Below are 22,261 nucleotides of genomic sequence, written 5' to 3'. Positions count from 1 at the left end.
TTTATCGGGATACGCTTTAGAATTGTTGAAGGAAGTGATCCAAATCCTTTTTATGCTGAACTACTAAAATTTTATTTAACAGATCGCTTTGTTGTTTAAAAAATTTAGGTTTCCCCTTCTGCTCAAAGCGTTTATTCCAACGAAACATTTTAAAGAAAATCGAAAATGTTGGCTGATAATGGGCTTTTTCGATACCGATTTTTTGTTTCATAAACCGCTTCATAATACGGAAGACACGAATAGGATAAGGCGTATTGAGAAAGATGATGCAATCAGCTTGTTGGAAGCTTTCAACAACCCACTCCTCTTGATGAATTCCTTCAATAATCCAAATGTTCGTTTGGAGAATGCTTTGTAAGTGCTCCTTTTTTTCTTCATCTGTTCGCCTAATATCCCCTGAATACTTTCGAATCCATGCCACATTATCTAATTCATAAAAAGGAATCTGATAGGTTTTAGATAATTCCCTCGCTAATGTCGTTTTCCCACTGCCAACAGATCCAATAATATGTATTCTTTGTGGAAATCCTATCGTCACCGAATCATCTCCCATCTTATGTATCTTTGTAGAAATATTCCCTTTATTATACAATAATTTCAACAATGGTAAAGAGGAGGTTCCTATTTCTTACCTCCATTTAGAAAGAGACTTTATCATCATATTTGATACAGTCGAATGTAAATTCTCGCATCTTCGGATAAAGAGGCTCGATTTAAGCCTCTTTTCTCACCTGATAATGCATTTGCACCATTTGACCATATCGCTTTGTCTCCAGTAGCCTTAAATTTTCGAACGGACGTGGAGATTTAAACAAAGATATCCCTGCACCTAGCAAATGGGGAGTAATGGTAATAATCCATTCATCAATTAACTGTTCCTGTAAAAAGGCGTCTAGAATCCCCGCACCACCAACCATCCAAATTTTTGCACCTTGTTGTTCTTTTAATTGCTTAGTAAATGCGACAACATCCTCTTGAACAAACGTCACATGTTTATCTTTCCCAGATTGAGATGTTGTAAACACATAGCACCTTTTATCAGGATATGGGAACGTATCGCTATGCGCTAAAATATAATCGTATGTTCGTTTGCCCATAATAACAGTATCAATAGTTTGATACATATCGGAGTAGCCATTATCTCCTTCCCCTTCTGTTTCTTCAAGCCACTGCAAATCATCATTTTCCTTGGCAATAAATCCATCTACACTTAATCCGATAAATACCACTATTTCTCGTGACATCTCGTCAACTCCTGTTCTTTTGAAAATCTCTTGTACAATCTCTATACTAGATATAAAACATGACAACTATTGGCATGATTAAATAAAAAGGTGAAAAAATATGTCCAAAGCCAAACGATTAATTGATATTTTGTTATTTGTCAGTGCTAAAAAGAAATTTACAGCGCAGGAAATTGCCGACACATTCAATATTTCGGTGCGAACGGTGCATCGTTACCTTTTAGATTTAAGTGACATGGGGCTACCTATCTATGCGGAGCAGGGCAGACATGGCGGCTATACAGTATTGTCAAATGCGATTCTCCCCCCTATCTTATTTACTGAGGAAGAAGCGGTCTCTATTTTCTTTGCGTTCCAATCTTTGCATTATTATCGTGACTTACCTTTTAATACCGAAATGAAGTCTGTTTCTCAAAAGCTTTATGATTCCTTACAGAAGGAGGCCAAGAAAAAGGTGGATACGCTGCAATCCTATATGGCCTTTTGGAATCCTAAAAGGGCCATTACAACACCACTCTTAACAGACGTTTTAGAGGCAATCATCAAGCAATCACAATTGCATATCCAATATGAATCAAAGTCTGGTATCACTTCAAAGCATGTCCAGCCTATTGGTGTGTACGCTCATGATGGCTTATGGTATATGCCTGCGTTACTATTATCAAACGAAAAAATTTTACTCTTTCGTGTTGATCGTATCCATGCCATTGAAGCCAGCGATGAAAGCCATAAGACGACTATGAATTTGCAGCAATGGCTCGAAAGTGCCTATGAACCTCAACATCCTATTCGCTTATATGTAGAATTATCAAGTGAAGGGGTTCGTCAATGTTTAAGTGAGCCACATCTTGAAAAAGCTGTTGTCCTACTTAGTGATGGTACAGGCTATATTGATACGATAATCGATCAAGGTGAACTTCAATTTAATAGCTCCCTTTTCTTTCGCCTCGGTCCACATGCGATTGTCAAAGAACCCCAAGCATTAATTCAACTATTGCGTCAGCATGCACACGAGCTATTAGAGATATATCCAGAGCCAAATGAAAGCTAATCTGTTAGATGACAATTTCGTCAGATTCGTGTAACCTTCATCGTTACTACTTTTTAGTAAACTATCTTATACTTGGCTTTGAAGGAGGAGATGACCGTTGCAACCAACCGACAACAACAAACGAATTGATACATTAGATTATTTAAGAGGATTCGCTCTACTTGGCATTATTTTAGTTAATATTCCCGCATTAATGTGGATTGAACCCCCTACATTAACGAGCGATATCGCCTATAGTCGCTTTTTAACTCTTTTTATAGAGGGTAAATTTTTCATCATTTTTTCATTTTTATTTGGTATAGGATTCTATCTTTTTATTTCTCGTGCCCTTGCAAGAAATGAAAAAGCTTATTCCTTATTTAGTCGCAGACTTTTGATGTTATTACTTATGGGGATTGTCCATTTCTATTTCCAACCAGGTGAAGCCTTAACGGTCTATGCCATTTTTGGCTTTGTAGCCTTGCCATTTTATAAAATACGCAAACAATTCAATCTAATCATTGGATTAATCCTATTAGCTATTACTGCTTATTGGGGCCTTAAAATTTTGATGCCCTTTCCACTTATTTTGCTAGGTCTAACTGCTGGTCAATATCGCTTATTTGAAAATATCTCAATTCATCGAAATAAAATCATACTAGTAACGATTGTTATGGGCTGTATAAGTATTGCTAGCTGGATTTATCAATGGCAGTATGTCCCTGATGCAATCGATACGATGGATCAGCTGTCTAAGGATCAGCTAGACGTCCATATTACAAATATCGAGCAATTTGCATTAATCGGATTACAGTTTAGCCCATTCGCTTCGGCATTTTACATGGGGACAATCATTCTATTACTACAAAACTCTTTATTTCAACAACTGTTATCACCATTAAAGGCATATGGACGAATGGCCTTAACCAATTACTTGGGGCAAACCGCACTTATTCTAGTAATCGGTCATGCCTTCCAACTCATTGGACAGCTTCGTTACATTGAGTCTTTGTGGATTTGTCTAGGTATTTATGTTTGTCAATTGCTCTTTAGCAAGCTATGGTTACATTTTTTCCGCTTTGGCCCTATGGAATGGCTGTGGCGAATGGGTACCTATTGGACAGCCCCTCCCCTACGCCAAAGCAAAAAAGGGCACTAATTATTTATCGTCAATGATAAACACCTATCAGTAGTGGATTAAACGTCATATATTGGTAATGTACCCTACTCGCTTTCCATCTTTGCTCATATCTTCAGCAAGAAACACATCCCCATTTTATTTGGTCACTTATTGCATACATACGATTACGGTCAGAAATATGCAGATGTGACTAATTTAAAAACAGCGTAAGCCCAGTGCTGACGCTGTTTTTTTATTTTTATAAAATAGCTATTAAGAACCGAAAGTAAACATTTGGGACACTTTATAGGAAACAAAAGAAAATAAATCTAGTGACTCAAACTGTAGATAAACTATTTCTGGAGAGTTCAGATGCTAAAAATAGTTTGTCTCTTGCTTTATAGCAAATTTATCCAACATCATTTATACCTAGTGCTTTCTATGCTACAATTTACTATAAGTGAGGAAAGAAGGGTGTCTTATGAAAATATCTGTTTATGTTGCAAGTGCATTTAGCAAGGATCATAAAGGCGGAAATAAAGCAGGAGTGGTATTTATTGAGAATACATTGACCACTACTCAAAAAATGGCAATAGCCAAACAACTGGGCTATGCGGAAACCGCATTTATATCAGAATCTGAAATTGCTGATTATAAATTTGAGTATTTTACACCAAAAGAAGAAGTTGATTTATGTGGTCATGCCACAATTGGCTCTTTCGCGATACTGATGCATTTAAATAAACTTTTCAGGAATAGCTATACGATTGAAACGAACAGCGGTGTCCTTACTATTACCATAAAAGATGACATCATATTTATGGAACAAAACAAACCGAAATTCTATGATATTGTATCTCCAAACGAGTTCATCGACTGTTTTGACATTAAAGATATAGACAATAAATACCCAATTCAAATTGTCTCCACAGGCTTAAAAGATATTTTAATTCCTATAAAAAGCGAAACACGATTACATGCACTGCAACCTAATTTTGAAAAAATTAAAACAATCAGCAAGTATTATAATGTTGTCGGGATGCATCTATATACTTTTAATGACAATCGAATTATATGCAGAAATTTTGCTCCACTATACGACATCAATGAAGAAGCAGCGACTGGAACTTCAAACGGTGCATTAGCTTGCTACCTTTATGAAAAGCACTACTTGCAAAAAGAAGTCTATGTATTTGAACAAGGGTATTCTTTACACTCACCTTCTGAAATATTAGTTAAATTAGCAACCAATAGCAAGAATGAAATAGAAAAAGTTTATGTTGGCGGCAAAGGCTATTATTGTGAAACTAAGTGTTTAAATGTAGAAAATATTGAGTGTAACTAAAAAACACCGAATAAAAAGGTTGAGAAAATAATTTCTCAACCTCAGACTGTAGACAAAGTATCTGATTATTCGATGCTTTGTCTTTTCTTCTTGGTAAAATGCAATCAAATATACCGCTAAAAAAATAGTTGTTCGTCATTCTTATAATCCTTGGACTAACATCTATATACGCGTTAATGCGCCATTAGGCTTTGGTAACTCTTGGGCTGTTATTTGATTCATTTTACAAAAATGTTTAAAAAATTGTTGTGCCAGCTCTCGTTCATTTGTGTCACTTTTTAATGAAACTATATCAAGCAAAATTTGAGCCATCCATAAATTTTCAAAATAACGATATTTACCTGTATTCCATGTCATTTTTTCGGGGAATTTTTCATTGATATAATAGTGCCAGAAAAGCAGCTGATCCGATTCCTGTTCTGTAAGTTGAATTCTGTATTTTGAATGAGCTGGAATATATCCATCTTCACAAAGCTTGCCGACAAAGTTTTCATTCACCATATAGACACCTAAGATACGTCTGTCTTTTTCAAGCATGCTGGAATCTTTTGCTGTTAAGAGGACAGCGCTATTTTGGTGCAAACGGCTCGGTTTGTTTGGCTTTCCTTTGTTATTACCACTTTTTAATATGCCCGAAAAAACTTTCCACTCTGAAAAAGAACTATCCTGTTCTTCTGTGTCACACCAAAAAACCATTTGTGATGCAGGATGAAGTTTATGGTTTTGCATAAGTTTTTCGTGTTCCAAACGAAGTACCAGTTTTTTTCTTTGTAGTATTTTTTCCTCTTCCTTCTTCCATTCTTCCTCTTTTCGCTCAATTTCCTTTTTTTGTATAATCTCTTCAAGTAACTTAGCATCACTTTTATCATGTATTTTTAGGTGCTTTCCAAATACATCAGGGAAAACAAACCTTTTATTTTCCGATCCGAAATGTATTTCAATACTAGAATCATTATGCTTAACTATACTACCTATGCCAAAACGCTTGTGTGTAACTTTCTTATTGATTAGATTCATTATTCTAGTCCTCCTTAAGGAATAAAAACTCGGTTACTATTAGATAGTAAATTAATCATTTTATTCAACTAACTTCCTTTAAAGCACACATAACTGTTTTGATTTTTTCTTCGGCTTAAAAAAGGATATTAAAAAAACGTACCCAAATTCTATCTGTAAAAAAGGACATCTGAATTCGAAATACGATTTTAAAAAAGTAATTGTAAGACTATTATAACATTTTTTAAAAAAATTACAAATTTATTATTGACATCATATTTTACCATAAGGTAAAATAATTATTTATTCTTTGAATTACCTTGAAATAGCTATGTAATAAAAGCCTCCAAAAATCGCAAAATTTCTGGAAAACGCCTCTTTAAATAACCACTTGATTATTGGTGCTAAACATAGGAGGGCTTCATGAAATCAATGATGTTCCCTATAAAGAGACCCCACTGTTGCAAAAGTTATTTGTAAGGGTTTGGTTCTAACAAGCTTCTTACCTTCCTCTGTTTTAGATAGCAGCTTATTTAATTGTGGTCGGTCTGCTTTCGCTCCAGTGAATTTCTCTTTGTTAATAACCGTTGCCCTTCACTCACCACTATTATTCAAAACCTGTCATTTAAAAAAATGCATTTTATACGCCTCTTTGCTTGCAGGATCAACAACCACTCCAATCAGAGCTAAAAAACGAGCCCAGTGTTATATTGTTGTAGGTGGTTTTCTATTGCCTCTTTGCCAACATCAGTAACCTTTTAGGCTATGTATGCCAAATGATTCTTCACCTGTCACTTATCCTAAACATATAATGCAAATAATACCCTTTTTTGTAGGGAGGATTTTATGAAAAATAACAAGGGCTATAGGAATAGCGAGGGGATCGAATCAGTTAGCCAAGCAGCTAAGCTGGCGGTCATTGCAGGAGCCATTACAACACTCGGTGACGCAATAGCAACTATTGCGGCTGGTCTTGCTTTAGAGGATGAGTTGAAGGAAAATGAAAGCAATAGCAATGATATTGACAAACTACAAAAGCAAATTGACGAATTAAATTATGAATTGAAGCAATTAAAAAGGATGTTACGTTAGAACAGTATTTATACAAAAAACGACAATATCTTTTGGATATTGTCGTTTTTTAGGCTATTTAGCAGCCCAAAGATCAATCTCTATTTTAATATCTGGTAGCCCTAAAGCCGTAACATAAGCAACAGTCATAGAGGGATAGGAATCACCAAACATGGCTTTCCATTGCTGATCGAAATAAGCCCAATCAATCTCCTCTGTTGCCCAAATGTTAGCCTTGACTACATGACTAGCATCCAATTCCTCAGCTGCTAAAATCGTTTCTATATTATTAAATGTATTGGTTATTTGTTCCTCGAATCCTTGAGGCAATTGATCATCTTGACCGATACCTATTTGTCCTGAAAATGCATACATTGTTGCATCTTTCGGGATGATTGTTACATGGCTATATTTTCCGACTGGGTAAGGCACCTGCATTGGATTTTTACGCACTATTTTTACTGGCATCTTCCATACTCCTTTAGGTTCTTATTTTTCTAAAAAAGGGCAAACTTATCCCTTGTTCAACGATTTTAGAAAAAAACAGCCGTGGAGAACCCTATACCCATGCTTAAAAAACGAATAGATCTTTTTTTCATGTAAATTCTCCTCCTGTTCCCTAAAGTTATTTTCACTTTACCATTTCTATCCTAGCTAATCAAGGAAGCGTAGAGACGATTTATGAGTTTCTTTATTATTATTTCTCAGGCAATTAACTATATAACCATAACGAATACAGCATATAAATAATAGTGTAAAGCGAAATTAGCCTTACACCTCCGAATTTGTTACCAGGGTCACACCATCCCAAGTGACTCTTCTCATCTTAAAAAACTAGGCTCTCCTAATCGGAGCACCTAGTTTTTTTGTTCCTATGCGTGTTCATTACTAAAATAGCATAGCATCCTCAACAAATTCTGAACAGACTATCTAAAATTGTTGTATTCATAAATGCCATAATGGTTCTATACTGCACTTCATTTAATTTTTAACTTACCTATTACTGGAGAGGCATAGATAGTCACTTCTTTTTTGGAGGGTGTTTTTCGAATTAGGTTCTATTAAAGGTGAATTGATTTTATACGTTTAGCCCTCTTCGCAATATGAATGCCAAATAAAAATTCACTTTTACTCCATACATAAATTTGCTATACCAATTGTAAAAACTGTTTCAATTGGTTGTCTATCTCAAGAGAATCCTGTTCGTTTTGTCCAATTCCGAAGCAATGTCCCCACTTAGATTCGATTGGTCGATAAACTGCATTAGGCATGTGCTTTACTTCATAAGTATTATCCTCTGGCGGAAAAAAAAGATCGGTCGACCCTGACATAACAAGGGCTTGAGCAGTGATACAGTTTAACGCTTTTTCAAAATTTCTGTTGTCTTGAGGATTAGCACTTATATCTCCGTTAATACCTGTTCGTAGCATGGCAATCAAGTCGTTTGCATCAAAGGAAAGAAACACTTTATCCCAATAATCTTCTAGATATGCCTTTAATGTCATGTACCCTTCTTCTTGATAGAGCTGTTCTAAATAGTAGGCTTGAGAAAATCCCCATGGCGCATAGGCGCGTCCCATCGCAGCAAGTCCTGCTGTAGGCTGATTAGTGTAGAAGCCTCGCTTCCAGTTGGCGTCTGCTTGCAATGCTGCGATAAGGCTCTCAAAAACAACTTGTGCATGTGGTCTGGTCTTTGCTGTTCCGCCAAACGGTGCAATCCGTTCGACCATCTCAGGATAACTTCTTCCCCATTGAAAGGTTTGCAGCGCACCGAGTGACCATCCAACGACTAGAGCAATTTTCTTAATACCAAATTTTTCAGTTATGAGTCGATGTTGTAACCGAACATTATCATAGATCGTTACAAGTGGAAAATTACCTTTATCCATAGGAGCCTGTGTATTGCTTGGAGAGGAGGATAATCCATTCCCAAACATATTAGGCACGATTATAAAATATTTGTCTGGATCAAGTGCTTTGCCAGAACCAATCAACCACTCATTATCCGTATGCTGGCCAGCAAACCAAGTGGGATAAACAATCACATTTGATTTTGCAGTATTTAAAGTTCCATAGGTTTTATAAGCAAGAAAAGCTTGAGGCAATTTTTGTCCCGATTGTAGCAAGACATCTCCAAGTGAATAAATTTCGTAATCTTTCATAATTCAAATCCCCTTTTATAAAATTTTGCGTGTAGCTTGATTTTTACTCTACGATACTGTTACCATCAAATCAACGAAACGTTTTTGAATATAACGTTCATTTTTTTTGAATTAAGAGGTGCTGTATCAATGGAAATCCGTCAGCTTAAAACATTTTGGACGCTTGCTTCCACTCGCAGTTTTAGTCGCACTGCCGAAGTGTTGAACTATGTTCCGTCTACTGTAACCATGCAAATCAAGGCGTTAGAAGAAGAATTGGGCGTCAGGTTATTGGATCGCTTGGGCAAGAGTGTCGTATTAACAGATGCTGGCCACCAGTTGTTGCCCTATGCTACCAAAATATTAAACGATATAGAGGAAGCCCGTTGTGTCTCCAGTCAGAACGGAGAATTAACTGGCACAATTATCATTGGTGCAGACGAAGTACTCTGTACATACCGTTTACCAGCATTACTCAGAGATTATCGTCGACAATATCCCCATGTTCGTCTGCTTTTTAAGCCTTTGTCTGGTCAAAATTTGAAACAAAGTCTAAGAGAAGGAGATGTTGATGTGGTCTTTATGCTAGATGAACCGATCGTATCATCAGATCTTCATACAGAAATTTTATTGGACGAACCGTTTCTTATGGTTGTTTCCCCCGACCATCCATTAGCTTCTCGTGCTACATTAAGCATAGAAGATTTTAATAGAGAGCATATTCTATTAAGTGAAAAAGGTTGCTCTTATCGGACTTTCTTTTATCGTACTTTGGTAAAGAATGGGGCAGACAGCTTGACTGAACTTGAGTTTAATAGTGTAGAAGCCATTAAACAATGTACAATGGCGGGACTCGGTATTGCCTTATTACCAAAAATGGCGCTAAAGGGAGAAATGGAGCGAGGTGAGCTGATCCCTCTACCTTGGGATTTATCTGAAATACAATTTGCCACTCAAATGTTGTGGCATCAAGAAAAATGGATTTCTCCATCGATAAAAGCCTTTACAGATTTAGCAAGAAATTTACTACAGTAATATTCTTAGGAGGAAGGGGCGGATTCAGAAGTTAATGATACTGAATCGACCTTTTTCTAAAGAAAGGAAACAGACTCAAATTAGTGCACAACGGACTTAAAAAATGTGACTACAACATCAAATTAAGGCTGCTTGAGGCTATGTTCAAAGCAATAAAAAAAGCCACCTCCCATTACGGAGCATGACTTCTTCCTAAATCTCTTAATATTCACTTTTCAATATTGAAAAAATGGCAAGATCAACATACTTCCCTTTTTCAAGTTCGTGTTGTCTCAAAACACCCTCTTGACTAAAATTTAATTTTTCCAACAATCTTATAGATGAATTGTTTTCTGGCTCTATTTTCGCTTCGATTTTATTTATTCCCATCGACGTAAAAGCAAAATGTATAATCTTACTTAAAGCCTCTTGCATAATACCCTTTCCCCAGTGTTCAGGTTTTAAATCGTAGCCGATTTCTATGCGGTTATGTTCTTTCTCATAATTCAAATAACCACAAGTGCCAATCACTTTTTTGGTCTTAGCTTCTTCAATTACCCATCTTAAGCCAGTTTGTTCTTTGAAAATTTTATCATACCAGTTTAATTCATGTAATGCATCATCAACTGAAGCAAATAATGTTAATGGCAAATACTTGACCACTTTTTCATCAGAATAAAGTGCAAAAATATCTTTGCAATCATCAACTATACCTTTTCGTAAGATGAAGCGTTCCGTTTCCAATTTAGGAAAATCTTTAAATTCGAAATTTATACTCATCATAACTCCTTTTTTCACCATCATTAGCATTATTCATAAATAAATAGTAACACATTATATTCAGAAAATTATCATAACTATTCAATTTGTACATGCAACTCTTTTTATCATTACAAAAACAAAAGCCACATCTATTGGATGTGACTCAATAATTGATTATTTATAACAAAGTTCGAGACTTAGCACTATTGCCAGATACAATAAATTTATCTGTTTCTTCGTCAAAAGCTATAGTGAAACTAAATTCATTCATTAAGCTTCCTGTATAATCACTAAGACTTAGTGTAGGACTAACCCAAAACACAACTTCATTTCCATCAACCTTCCAGCCGCTCTCAAAGCCTTTGTGCTTATCTTCAAGACGCTTTCCGATAGTTTGTCCGTTATTACTAATGGTATTTTTCACTAAATCAATAAATTTATTTTGTGTTTTTATTTCCATTTAATTCCTCCATTCATACTAATAATAGCTTTAATAGTATTATATGGTTATGAATAGCAAATTAAAACATTTTTGATGCCTAATCTCTAAAAAAAGCAAAGGAAGCTCTCTCTGACACACTTAATATCTCTTTCTAAAATTAAAGAGCATCATTCCTTACTTGAATGATGCTCCACTAAATTAAACTAAGGATTTCCCCTTATTTTCCCAACCATTTGTTAGTGGTACTATGATTTATTATAATCGCTCTAAATCCTGGTATTCTTTCATGTAAGGACCATCTTCTGCAACAAATGAATGATACAATGCCTTTACTGCGAAGTTTTTCTCTAAACCCATTTCAGATTTTAGCTTTTTTAATTCATCATGCAACGCTCGATGTTCATTGATAAGCTTTAGCATTGTTGTTTTATTATATTTCATTACCTCCGTCCTTTTTGTTTATAACTTGAATAATAACTTTAAAATAGTTAAATTCAGGGGAATTATGTGGAACTGCAAAATCCTCGGGCATCTGATGAAGTTTTATTATTTTTTGACGTATATCTGGCCATTTAAATACTTTATCAATAAACGTTTTAAATTTTTTCATGTCAAAGCTCGGGTTATTTGTTGAAGCTATATTACACCATTATCACTCATAATCGCAAGAACAACTTTAAAGATGCAACAGATACTTTAGTACAACATTACTTTATCACGAATATTTCATTTTCTACACTTCCCATTAATCTACCACCTATTTTCGCTTGATTTGACCATTTGAAATTATGTGGTATATATTTCCATACAAAAAGCCTCCATCCTAAGATGAAAGCTTTGTAAGTTAACAAAAGTCTATGGCATAAATTCATGAAAACCTTCTTTAAGAGAACTATTCGTAAAGGTTAAGTTAAATTCGGATAAAGCACTTTAATCTTCAACTTTGGGGTACAATCATAAGTTACGCCCCATAACCCTTGATAGGTAAGCATTTCTAGGCTTACCTAAAAATACTGTGCTCATAAAGATAGTCATAGGAAAGGTCAACAAACAAATATTCATGTTCGTTGATGGCGATGGAGAATGTTCTAGTAATTTCCCCTGTTTCAATATCACGGTATAATTCTGAGATTTCCCCACTTTGATCATTCCGCATTTTAATAATTGTTTGGAGGAAGTATGGGCGCCAGCTCCAGTTCTTATTAATGGCTCTTGGCTGTACTTCCCAGTTACCATCAATTCGCATAATATTAGGTGTTAATTGGAAACCATCCTCATTACATATATAGAGTCGGAAAGAGTAATTATCCAATAACTCGGCAAGATATTCTAGCTGGGATACATTGTCGCTCGTTGGTTTCACACGGTGAACAATTGCCTCTAATTCCTCTCTTAATTTTTTCAACTGCACATATTGCGCCTCTAGCATTTTCTTTTCAGAAGTAATGAATTGCTGGCATTCCTTTTTAAAGCGTTCCTTTAACACATCTTTATCGACAAAGGTCATTGCTGGATTCGCTAGGTACGGACCTTGATAAAATCTACCGCCGTTTTTCCAGGCAAATTGTAGCTGGTACACCGTTTCGATATCTTCAAATAAAAGATTGGCACCAATTTTATAGGCAAGGCTACCAATAGCGGAAATCATGTCCGATTGGGCTGACCAAGAATCATAATTTAAATCACGTGTATTAACCTTTAAAATATGAGGTGCCAATAAAGCAATATGCTCTAAATGACTTTCTGCTCCAACTTCCTGCACAGCGGTTTTCACCCCAAAAGTCGTAAAATAACGCAGGGCGTGGTGTAATTTATTTATATCTCCTAAAAAACGGTGCTCTGATACAACCAGTACGATACGGCGTAAATCCTCTTCAGCTATATATTGTTGGATAATATTAAAATGACTTTCACCAAAATCTTGCATTAGTAAATTTGGATTACTTGGAATGTAAATATCTATATCAGATGCAATCTCATCAATTTTGGCTAATGCCGCATGTAAAATTTTATGCTCCATATCAATTCGATATTCTTCTGGAATATCTTCATTATTGACGAAATCCTTTAAATTAATTTGTTGCCCTTCAATTTGGAGATGTCCGGAAATTTCGTAGGCAATCACCGTATGCGCGTCTGCGCTAAATATCGGTTGATAATACCCATGTATTTGATCTAAATTTGTTAACACTTCAATTGCGTCCATCATCGAAACCTCCATTATGAATAACTTTTTATTGTTATTCAAAAATAACATTATATAGTGCATTAATAGCTTAAAAAATGCTCTCTGACTGTATAATAAGTGGTTTAAAGTAAAATCGCAACTTCACTTATCATAATTAATGGAAAATCTAACCTAAATTTTTGCCTTTTCTTCGCTTTAACCAGTGTTTGATTTTCACCATTTCTAACGACTTTCAGACAGAATAGGTTGCTTTCTCTACTATCTGATCATTTTTAAACCAGTAAAACATTTTTTCAAGGCTGTACTCTCACTATAACGTATGCAGCATACCGCGGAAACAGCCATGACAATACATGATAATAACCCTATCTATACTAAATAAATCAGTCATTTACCCAGCAATTCAGGACAATTTTATGTTATTTCAACCTTCAATACTTATTGTAAAAAAATCTATGTCCAATAGCCCATCTGCTCGAAAAATCTAAACAGTCTGTCGCCCAGAAGTCAGGGATGAAAAAAAGCAGCATTCCAAATTGGAGTGCTGCTCATCATTATTCAGACAGGAAGAAATACCAAATGATTGCTAGTACCATTAACGATAACAGAACAGCTATGGTTACGCGAAGTGGTGAAATTGGCGCATTGCCGCCTACTCGCCCTGTTTGTCCGTTCACCATAAAGCGATAAATCTTTTCCTTATAGCGGAAGGAGGATAGCCAAATCGGTAACATTAAATATTTGTATGTAATATCATCATGATTTGTGGAAAAGCGTAAATTTGATACTACATCCGCACGATTTTCCCAACGAATTTTGGACGTAATTTGTGCATGGAGATGATCATGGATTTCATTTTTTGCTTGGCTCCATCCATCCTGCAAGCCAATACTGTAACGCTCTGATAAAAATCCAGCTACATATTCTGGTTTATAGGCTTTATTATTTAAAAGATTAAAAGGTTCAATCTTGCGCATCATGTCGCGATCATATCGGGTCGTTGCACTGACTAAGTGATCATCGATAAACTCCTGATAAAAGCCACTTGTTGAATACCAATCGGTTTCCGTGTGCGTTTTCCCATCTTTATCAGTAACTGTTCGATGACGTCCATATCTAGCAGAATATCTAGAGCTTGTTTTGGAGTCAAATGTCCAATATGGAAGATATACTCCTTTAAAAGCATCGGGTCTTGCACTAGTTTTAGCAGCTTTCGGTGTAAACCATCTGCCTTTAATCCATTTTTGAAAATGTTCTCCTGCTTGCTTATCTGTTACTTCAAAAGCACATACCCCATTCGGTGCAAGTGTATTTTCAGCGCTAGCCTCCATAACCTGATTGGAACCACAGTAAGGGCAACTATCTGCAACCTGCAGAGCATCATATATCGTTTCAGCAGCACAGGCTTTACAAATGACCGTTTTTTTCTCCACGCCCCAATTGAAATTCCCACGTTCTTCTGCGTTGAAGAAGTCCATTTCCTGGGCAACTTTTTGTTCCTCCTGATCAGGCGTTGCTATTTCAGTCTCAAAGCCACAATACGGACAAGTCAGTTTACCCGTGGAAGGATTAAATTCAATTGATGCGCTACATGACGGACATTCCGCATCAAAGTCAAGCTGCACTTGTTTGACATTTTCAACATCTTGCGTTGACATCAGTCTTCATCTCCTTACTTGACGTCATTCTCATCAAAAACATCGCCACATTCTGGACAGAATTTAGGCGGATTCACTGGGTCCTCTGGTGTCCATCCACATTTATCACATACATAAAGTAAAGCGCCAGCTGGTTTTTTTGCCCCACACTCACTACAGAATTTACCTTTATTGACCGCACCACAAGTACATGCCCAGCCCTCTTCCAATGGTTTTGCCGCACCACACTCTGAACAGAATTTCCCCGTGTTTTCATGACCACATGCACAAGTCCATGTATCAGTTGCTTTCGTTGCTTGATTTTGCATCGCAGCTTGCTTATTTTGCTCATTTATTTGATAAAGCTGACTAGCATTGACGCCACCAGCTTGTGCGGCCATATTCATGCCCATAAATCCTGCCATCGCACCGCCCTCATTGTTAGCAGCTGCTATCATAGCCTCTGCCTGCGCACCCGTTAAATGGGCAGCTGCCATGCCTGGATCACGCATAACGGCACTACGTTGTAGCTGTTTAATCATGGCTTCATCTTCATCAGAAGCCTTGAGCGTACTGATACCAAATGACACAACAGCCAAGCCACGTGTTGCAAGCCATTTTTCTGATAATACCTTATTGAGTGCATCTGCTAAAGCAACTGTATGAGCAGGTATTTCACTATAACGAACGCCACTTGCTGAAATTTGCGCGAAAGCAGGCTGTAATGCTGTCATTAATTCCGATTTTAACTGGCTATCAATTGCTACTCTTGTGAATTCATGCTCTACATTGCCACAAACATTTGTATAGAATAATAATGGATCAATAATTTTATATGAATATTCCCCGTGACAGCGAATTGCAATGTCAATATCTAAACCAATATTGCGATCGATGACACGGAATGGAATGGGTGCAGGTGTTCCATATTTGTTCCCTACAATTTCCTTCTTATTAAAATAGTAAACTCGCTGATCTTTCGCAGGCTCTCCTCCAAAAGTGAAACGCTTGCCTATTTGCTTAAACGTTTCCAGAATACCTTGCGACAAATCTGAATCAAACATTATCGATGGTTCTGTTGACGTATCATAAACATATTCTCCAGCCTCTGAAGAAAATTCAACAACTTTCCCCTGCTCAACAATCATCATACATTGCCCTTCATTGATGGCAATAATCGAGCCATTGCTAATGATATTGTCATTGCCTTTATTTGAACCTCGTTTAGAAGTACGTTTCACACCCTTTGTTACAAGAACATCTGCAGATAATGCCTCACAATAGAAATACTCACGCCATTGATCCTCTAAGACGCCTGTTAATGCCCCAACTCCTGCTTTTAATAAACCCATAATTTTTCCCACCTTCATATTAATGTTTAGCTTATTTTATCATCTATCAATACTATGTAATACGCAAAATCAGACAAATTGTTTCATTTTCTTCGTATAATTAAAAAAACGAGCAGCCTCTATGAAATGAATCATAAGAGCTGTCTCGTTACATTTTCGTTATTAGGATAAGGCAGCTATTATAACAAGCACCCATGCGACGATAAATAACATTCCGCCAATTGGTGTAATCGCCCCTAGCTTTTTCACACCTGTCACGGCAAGCACATATAAGCTACCAGAAAAGAAAACAATCCCTGTAAACATCAAATATACTGCCCAAGAAAGCAGACTAGAGCTTCCTAAAAGTGCCTCATTAGAGAGAATACCTAGCCCCATAATCCCTAAAGCATGATACATCTGATATTGCACAGCCGTTTCCCAAATCGCTGCATAATGCGGTGAAGCAAACTTATCCTTCAGTGCATGTGCCCCGAAAGCACCTAAAATAACACCAAGACCTGCCAAAATCGCACCTAACACTAAAAACATTTCCATCTGTTGCTCTCCTATTTTGCCTCAACAGCAATTTCTTTATATTTGGCATCCCAAGCAGGATCAATTTTACTTAAAGAGACCGGGCGCAATGTATCCTTATGCGCAAGAATATGTACGGATTGAGCTGTGGCTGCCACCGTGCCATCCTCATGTAAAATTTCATAGCCATAGGTTGTTCGTAAACGATCATGCTTCTCCACCCAAGTACGTACTGTCGCTACTTGTCCATAATGCATGGCTGCCTTATACGAAATCGATAAATCCATTACTGGCGAAACATAGCCATCTTTTTCTAAAGCAGCATACTCAAAACCTACATCATTCACCAGCTGCGAACGCCCAATCTCCATCCAAATGATATAGTTTGCATGGTACACCACGCCCATTTGGTCGGTCTCCGCATATCGAATCTCAATCTGTTTTTCACTCACAAACATTTTCTTCACCTCGTCCTACATTATAGCGTAAAAGTATTGATTTGGTGGGGTTTTTGCTCTATGGAAATTGGAACGTTGAAAAATAGAGGGAAGCATTTCTTAAATATCTAAAATATATATGGATTTTTCTAATATGAAATATAATTCATATAAACACTGGGGTACCTCTTTATGATTAATAAATAAACATGCACGAGCAGTTACACTAATCTGTATTTACACACAGTAGGTTACTCATTTCATTCAAATAAGTGACCTATTTATTATTTATAACGTACTGACAACATCAAACAGGATTGATATAGTTTTCTTTTATTACCAACATTCTATATGGAAAGACGAAGTTAATTTGAATATACAAGAACAAATAAGAGTTTATTTATAGCCAGCTGGTAAACAGGTTATTTCGTTTGTTGAAGAAGATATAAATATTTTGTCAACTCATATTGAGCATGATGAACAGATAATATCTGCGACAACCGCTTCAAAAAAGTTAACTTATTTTTTATTCTTGTTAACTACTAAAAGATTGCTTACATTGGAAAAAGATAAAAAAGGAAAATTATTTGTTTCTTACGATGTAATTGCTATTAGTAACTAAATCGTCAACAGAAAAATATTAGCTGTAGAAGTTGATTTCACCTATTTAAAGAATGAGATTAAACTCAAACTAACTAATGATAATGCAACCAAACCTTTCGCGAATGAATTTGAAAATATCTTCAGCATTCCAGAAAAAACAATACCTCAAAAGAAAGAAAAAGCACCTAAAGCAATCAAGCTAAACATGACCATCTTGAATGGAAAAGAACAGATAAAAGAAAGTGGTTTTAATTACGTTTTACAACAACCTAAACACGGTTATATAGATATTGTTGTAGACTTCAAAGAACCAGAAACTTTCAAATTAATTAAATGGGAACGTGTAGAAAATGTCCAAAAGAGTACTTCAAGTAAAGTTGGCTGGACAGTAATCAGAAGTAAATTCGGTAATGCGGGAGCTATAGCTGGAGCAATGGGAGCTAATATCGGGAATATAAATCGGTAGCTACCCTATTTTTAAAACGAGAAAACGGAGAGAAAGTGCCTTTAGAGATGGTGATGGATTAGCTTGTGATAAATAACAAAAGAAAGTCACTCATTATTTTAAATGGGTGACTTCTTATCTTGTTTATATAAAACTGTTCTGTTCTTGGCCACTTTAGTTTCAGTTCCATGATACTTTTAAACTCTTATCCCCTGTTTGTGAAACAGTTAAATTAAAATCAGTATTTCCTTTATTAATTGCCATAAATAATTTCCTCCTTGTGTTGTTTAATTGGTACATCTCAATAATAGGCTTCCCACGATGTTCAAAACTCTGTAAAATATACATAATTATTCTAGTGAATATCTATCAAAACTCTATATAAACAAATAAAAAACCAGGTACTCTGTTGAGCACCTGGCTATTTCTTTGAGTGATTTACTAAGCTTGAACCATATTCTAGTATAATAAGTTTACATAACATGGTAATATTGATATAATTTAATAGTACTAACAACATATACAAAGGAGACTATTTTACATGAAAAAACCTTTCTACAAAAAATGGTGGTTTATTTTAATTGTTGCCATCATTGTAATCGGCGCCATTGGTAATATGGCAGGAGGCAATGATACAACAAAGGAGAAGGATTCTAAAGATAAAGTTGAGACTTCTGCAAAAGCGCCAGAAAATAAAGATTCATCAAAAGATGATGAAAAAGCTAAAGAAAAAGAAGAGATTGCCGTAATTGATACTCCTTTAGAAGTTGGAGATGCAGTGTTTACTCTAAATGGAGTTAGTTTAACAGATCAAGTAGGGCCTTCTGTATTACCTACAAAAGCAAGTGGTACATATGTTGTGTTAGATGTTACTTACAAAAACAATGGAAATAAAGCTGTAACAATTGATGCTAGTTTCTTCAAATTAAAACGTGGTGAAAAAACATATGAATCCGATAGTGTTGCTAGCATGTCAGCAAACCAAGGTGAAGATGGTAACATTCAAAATAGCTTCTTCTTACAAGAAGTAAACCCTGACATGGAGATTAAAGGTAAAGTTGTATTTGACCTTGCTCCAGAAGTAGCAGAAGCAACTGATTTACAACTGCAAGTACAAACGGGTATTTTCGGTACTGAAACAGGTATGATTAATCTAAGACATTATTAAAGTCACTCAAATGAGTGGCTTTTCATATTTAGCTTTTATCTACAATTCTTCCACTAGCAGTCCATTCGTACTCACCTTCACCAGACATTATATGTCGTAATTTTAATAATTCTTCAATTACTATATCTAAACTCTCGACTTTATTAAAACCAAGTGTAACAGGAGCATCATTTAAATTTAATATTTTAGTAGCTTCTAATTTCGTTCAAACAGGTTCTAGGTCAATTTTAGTAAACTGAATAGCTCCAGAATCTCTCTCCTTAACCCTCAAACAAGAGTGCTTTTCTATAAAAATTATAGAATATCTTTTGATATTATTACGCGATTACCCTTACAATATTTTTTGTTTACTTCTGAAATTCAGTTAACATTAAATAGTCCATTAATTATATCTGTAATACTATAAAAAATAATTGCAGACATAGTTAAAGAGCAGAGCATAACATATTGGATATTGGTGGGTTCATAAGTTGATAAAAAATACCTGCTACCAATCATTGATTATTGGCTAACTACACATCGGCGTATTGTTCTAGCTCTTGTATGTTGTTTAATTCCATCTTTCCTCATCCTTTCGAATACATAATAAAAAGCCTCCATCCTAAGATGAAAGCTTTGACATTGTGATAACCCTATTGTCGAGAGCTCATTTGCGACTCGTGGTAGAACACACCACATTATTTTGTAGCAAATTGTATTGGGTGCTTTTCCGGGCATTTTGTTGCTGTAGTAAGTTTAACTGAAATAAATGGAAAGTGGAGGAAGTTCATTTATAAACCATTCCTTTATTTATCTCCATATGAAACTTTGAATTGATGCATATGTTGAAAAGAAAAATACTCCTATTAGAAACAAACCATAAGCTTTTCTCTTACTTTGAAATTCTCTAATTCCTAAGGTTAACATAGATAAACCCAAAAAGAATATCATTAGGAAATTCAGCTGGTAATCACGTGTAATAAGTCCATAAGTTGAAAGAGATATTGCTATGATAGCAAAGGCAATTGGTAAAATTTTCAGCATAACCTTCTACACCTCTTTAAATTTCATATTTATTTATCATACTACAAAAAAGAGTAAATGTAAATAAATGTAAATAAATTACCTTTTATATTAATTAATAAACCTAATCTCTTAAAAATATAGATCGACCGTGTATGTCATGCTCCGACAAGTTTGCTCAGCGCTGATCGATCCTCTATCTGTTTTTCCCTAATATTTAGGTTTTGATAAATACCAAGGGAGGAAAACCTTACCTCACCGACCTACCTCCGATTGTACATTATTATTTTCAACTCCCCTAATGTCGAGGAGATTTATGGAAATAAAAAAAGACTAGGTACTCATGTGAGCGCCTGAACTTGATTAATAACTTGCTGTTGATAATTATGTTGGTTATTTGATGGGTATTAATTCAAATCATTTTAAGAGATTAGAATATAATACTAAACAAACTATAAAGGAGGAATCTAGAAATGTTTAGTAGGCATACACAAACGAGCTGTTGTCAAAGTGAAGCGAACTACTTCCCTAAAATTGTTGCTACTCCTGGCCCCGTTGCACCTGTCACTCCTGGCGTATTAGGTTATGGGTCCCTGCGAGGAGATACATTAGATTTTTTATCGCCTGTATCGACACCCGTTACATTTGAGCAAGTGGGCCCTTTATCTAATGTAACTGTCAGCCCATCTGGAAATGAATTAGTAGTGCAAAACAATGGCGTATATCAAATTACTATTTCAATAAATGCACAAGCAACAGCATTACCCGATCCAGATCAACCGTATTTCACTGTCAGCATTACCGTAAATGGACTACCTATTTTTTTAGAAGGAATAGCTATTTTTAATGTACTAAATAGAAGTAGTTCAAGCTACATTGTCCAAGCTACTTTATCTGCCGGAGACTTAGTAGGAGTAAGTGCCTCGTCGGATTCTCTAGTCGCTGGTTACGCCAGTCGTTCTTTAACCGTTATTCAAATAGGTGGTTAAAAAACATTAAGGTAATTGACCTTTGCTGTTAAACACTACGATGTGCAATGTTAATTCCCTTCAAAATCACTTCTGGTAAGTGTACCAACAGCGAATTTATCTAGATGTGATTTATCGTTGGGCTTTTTATCTACTGCGATTTTAGTTAGCTTGTTTGTGAATTGCATTATGTCATCATCCTTTTCTGTTGGTATTTCAGATTTCTGCTGGCTTCATCGATGCCTTAATTCATTTCAAAAAACGATTCCAACGATCTTCATTTAAAATTCATTGCGGACAATACGTGCCGTTCCAACCCTGGTGCTTCTTCACTTACTTAATACCCCAACCGAATTGTTTTAAATGCTTCGCAATGTGTTGAACAGCGTTTTCCTCTGCAACTCGATAACGTAATCCACTACTTTTGCTGTGACAAATTTTGATATCAATAGAAAGCCAGTTTCCTTTCTTTATCGCATTAGGATCAGTACTACCCCCACAATGCCAAACATTTCGATTAAAAGGTATAGCCTGAATGCTTTCTTTATCATCCACAGTAACATGATAAGACACCTGATTGTTGTTGCTAATCCTATATGAAATCTCATTAGCTGTGTGGCCTTGTTGCGTATAGTGATAAATTGAGGCGCCATTGTGTATGGTGCCTTGATTGGATATTTGTTTATTGGTAGCAAGGACTGCTTAAAGCATATGTCATTTCGCTTTTTTCTTCTTTGTATTGAATATCTCTAATGCTCTCTTAACTGGTACATACATATT

The 22,261-nt window shown here is 35.8% G+C and carries 23 protein-coding genes; 8 read left to right on the top strand and 15 right to left on the bottom strand.

Going from position 1 to position 22,261, the window contains the following annotated elements:
• Window positions 1-16 precede the first annotated feature (16 nt).
• On the bottom strand, window positions 17-538 hold the full coding sequence (locus MHI34_RS17840) for an AAA family ATPase (protein WP_058843680.1): 522 nt from the start codon (window positions 536-538) through the stop codon (window positions 17-19).
• Between the two features lie 175 nt (window positions 539-713).
• Entirely contained in the window at window positions 714-1,244 is a 531-nt protein-coding gene (locus MHI34_RS17835; protein WP_036117023.1) for a dihydrofolate reductase family protein, read from the bottom strand.
• A 100-nt stretch (window positions 1,245-1,344) separates the two neighbouring features.
• Between MHI34_RS17835 and MHI34_RS17830 the strand changes: the two genes are divergently transcribed.
• The 3 genes from MHI34_RS17830 to MHI34_RS17820 all read left to right on the top strand — a co-directional run bounded on the left by MHI34_RS17830 (window position 1,345) and on the right by MHI34_RS17820 (window position 4,739).
• Window positions 1,345-2,295, top strand: a complete 951-nt coding sequence (locus MHI34_RS17830) for a YafY family protein (protein WP_058843679.1) — start codon at window positions 1,345-1,347, stop codon at window positions 2,293-2,295.
• Between the two features lie 97 nt (window positions 2,296-2,392).
• Entirely contained in the window at window positions 2,393-3,433 is a 1,041-nt protein-coding gene (locus MHI34_RS17825) for a DUF418 domain-containing protein (RefSeq protein ID WP_058843678.1), read from the top strand.
• A gap of 442 nt (window positions 3,434-3,875) precedes the next feature.
• A complete protein-coding gene (locus tag MHI34_RS17820; RefSeq protein ID WP_058843677.1) occupies window positions 3,876-4,739 on the top strand; it encodes a PhzF family phenazine biosynthesis protein in 864 nt (287 codons plus the stop codon).
• A gap of 162 nt (window positions 4,740-4,901) precedes the next feature.
• On the opposite strand, the gene MHI34_RS17815 is transcribed toward MHI34_RS17820, so the two are convergent.
• Entirely contained in the window at window positions 4,902-5,756 is an 855-nt protein-coding gene (locus tag MHI34_RS17815) for a hypothetical protein (protein WP_058843676.1), read from the bottom strand.
• 825 nt (window positions 5,757-6,581) lie between these two features.
• Between MHI34_RS17815 and MHI34_RS17810 the strand changes: the two genes are divergently transcribed.
• Window positions 6,582-6,827: a hypothetical protein gene (locus MHI34_RS17810; protein WP_036117032.1), complete on the top strand. Its 246-nt coding sequence runs from the start codon at window positions 6,582-6,584 to the stop codon at window positions 6,825-6,827.
• A 54-nt stretch (window positions 6,828-6,881) separates the two neighbouring features.
• On the opposite strand, the gene MHI34_RS17805 is transcribed toward MHI34_RS17810, so the two are convergent.
• Both MHI34_RS17805 and MHI34_RS17800 read right to left on the bottom strand, forming a co-directional pair.
• Window positions 6,882-7,274 carry a RidA family protein gene (locus MHI34_RS17805; protein ID WP_340834394.1) on the bottom strand — a complete coding sequence of 131 codons (393 nt, stop codon included), beginning with the start codon at window positions 7,272-7,274 and terminating at the stop codon, window positions 6,882-6,884.
• Between the two features lie 680 nt (window positions 7,275-7,954).
• Window positions 7,955-8,968 (bottom strand): alpha/beta fold hydrolase, encoded by a 1,014-nt coding sequence (locus MHI34_RS17800; protein WP_249645996.1) that lies wholly within the window; start codon window positions 8,966-8,968, stop codon window positions 7,955-7,957.
• Window positions 8,969-9,097: 129 nt separating this feature from the next.
• Between MHI34_RS17800 and MHI34_RS17795 the strand changes: the two genes are divergently transcribed.
• Window positions 9,098-9,982, top strand: a complete 885-nt coding sequence (locus MHI34_RS17795; RefSeq protein ID WP_058843672.1) for a LysR family transcriptional regulator — start codon at window positions 9,098-9,100, stop codon at window positions 9,980-9,982.
• Window positions 9,983-10,183: 201 nt separating this feature from the next.
• On the opposite strand, the gene MHI34_RS17790 is transcribed toward MHI34_RS17795, so the two are convergent.
• The 8 genes from MHI34_RS17790 to MHI34_RS17755 all read right to left on the bottom strand — a co-directional run bounded on the left by MHI34_RS17790 (window position 10,184) and on the right by MHI34_RS17755 (window position 17,316).
• Entirely contained in the window at window positions 10,184-10,741 is a 558-nt protein-coding gene (locus MHI34_RS17790; protein WP_342504482.1) for a GNAT family protein, read from the bottom strand.
• Between the two features lie 160 nt (window positions 10,742-10,901).
• Entirely contained in the window at window positions 10,902-11,183 is a 282-nt protein-coding gene (locus MHI34_RS17785) for a hypothetical protein (RefSeq protein WP_036117048.1), read from the bottom strand.
• Between the two features lie 237 nt (window positions 11,184-11,420).
• Window positions 11,421-11,606: a hypothetical protein gene (locus tag MHI34_RS17780; RefSeq protein WP_036117050.1), complete on the bottom strand. Its 186-nt coding sequence runs from the start codon at window positions 11,604-11,606 to the stop codon at window positions 11,421-11,423.
• 559 nt (window positions 11,607-12,165) lie between these two features.
• Complete coding sequence (locus tag MHI34_RS17775; RefSeq protein ID WP_036117053.1) at window positions 12,166-13,371, bottom strand: EAL-associated domain-containing protein; 1,206 nt, start codon at window positions 13,369-13,371, stop codon at window positions 12,166-12,168.
• A gap of 536 nt (window positions 13,372-13,907) precedes the next feature.
• Window positions 13,908-15,011, bottom strand: a complete 1,104-nt coding sequence (locus MHI34_RS17770; protein ID WP_058843669.1) for a hypothetical protein — start codon at window positions 15,009-15,011, stop codon at window positions 13,908-13,910.
• Window positions 15,012-15,025: 14 nt separating this feature from the next.
• A complete protein-coding gene (locus MHI34_RS17765) occupies window positions 15,026-16,342 on the bottom strand; it encodes an SPFH domain-containing protein (protein WP_340811311.1) in 1,317 nt (438 codons plus the stop codon).
• A 162-nt stretch (window positions 16,343-16,504) separates the two neighbouring features.
• On the bottom strand, window positions 16,505-16,879 hold the full coding sequence (locus MHI34_RS17760) for a DUF423 domain-containing protein (protein WP_089932718.1): 375 nt from the start codon (window positions 16,877-16,879) through the stop codon (window positions 16,505-16,507).
• Between the two features lie 11 nt (window positions 16,880-16,890).
• Window positions 16,891-17,316 carry a thioesterase family protein gene (locus tag MHI34_RS17755; RefSeq protein ID WP_338651282.1) on the bottom strand — a complete coding sequence of 142 codons (426 nt, stop codon included), beginning with the start codon at window positions 17,314-17,316 and terminating at the stop codon, window positions 16,891-16,893.
• A gap of 796 nt (window positions 17,317-18,112) precedes the next feature.
• Between MHI34_RS17755 and MHI34_RS17750 the strand changes: the two genes are divergently transcribed.
• On the top strand, window positions 18,113-18,364 hold the full coding sequence (locus MHI34_RS17750; protein WP_342503728.1) for a hypothetical protein: 252 nt from the start codon (window positions 18,113-18,115) through the stop codon (window positions 18,362-18,364).
• A 520-nt stretch (window positions 18,365-18,884) separates the two neighbouring features.
• Entirely contained in the window at window positions 18,885-19,511 is a 627-nt protein-coding gene (locus MHI34_RS17745) for a DUF4352 domain-containing protein (protein ID WP_036117064.1), read from the top strand.
• Window positions 19,512-20,300: 789 nt separating this feature from the next.
• On the opposite strand, the gene MHI34_RS17740 is transcribed toward MHI34_RS17745, so the two are convergent.
• The gene (locus tag MHI34_RS17740; RefSeq protein WP_036117066.1) at window positions 20,301-20,534 is read right to left on the bottom strand and encodes a DUF3953 domain-containing protein; all 234 of its coding nucleotides are present in this window, start codon (window positions 20,532-20,534) and stop codon (window positions 20,301-20,303) included.
• Between the two features lie 452 nt (window positions 20,535-20,986).
• On the opposite strand from MHI34_RS17740, the gene MHI34_RS17735 reads away from it, so the two are divergent.
• Window positions 20,987-21,502 (top strand): hypothetical protein, encoded by a 516-nt coding sequence (locus MHI34_RS17735; RefSeq protein ID WP_036117068.1) that lies wholly within the window; start codon window positions 20,987-20,989, stop codon window positions 21,500-21,502.
• 312 nt (window positions 21,503-21,814) lie between these two features.
• Here MHI34_RS17735 and MHI34_RS17730 read toward each other — a convergent pair whose 3' ends face one another.
• Window positions 21,815-22,072 (bottom strand): N-acetylmuramoyl-L-alanine amidase, encoded by a 258-nt coding sequence (locus tag MHI34_RS17730; protein WP_230593737.1) that lies wholly within the window; start codon window positions 22,070-22,072, stop codon window positions 21,815-21,817.
• Between the last annotated feature and the right edge of the window lie 189 nt (window positions 22,073-22,261).

Source organism: Lysinibacillus sp. FSL L8-0126 (assembly GCF_038630385.1).
Taxonomy (GTDB): domain Bacteria; phylum Bacillota; class Bacilli; order Bacillales_A; family Planococcaceae; genus Lysinibacillus; species Lysinibacillus fusiformis_D.
Note: the sequence above shows the minus strand (reverse complement) of the source record. Positions and strands in the feature narration are given on the sequence as shown.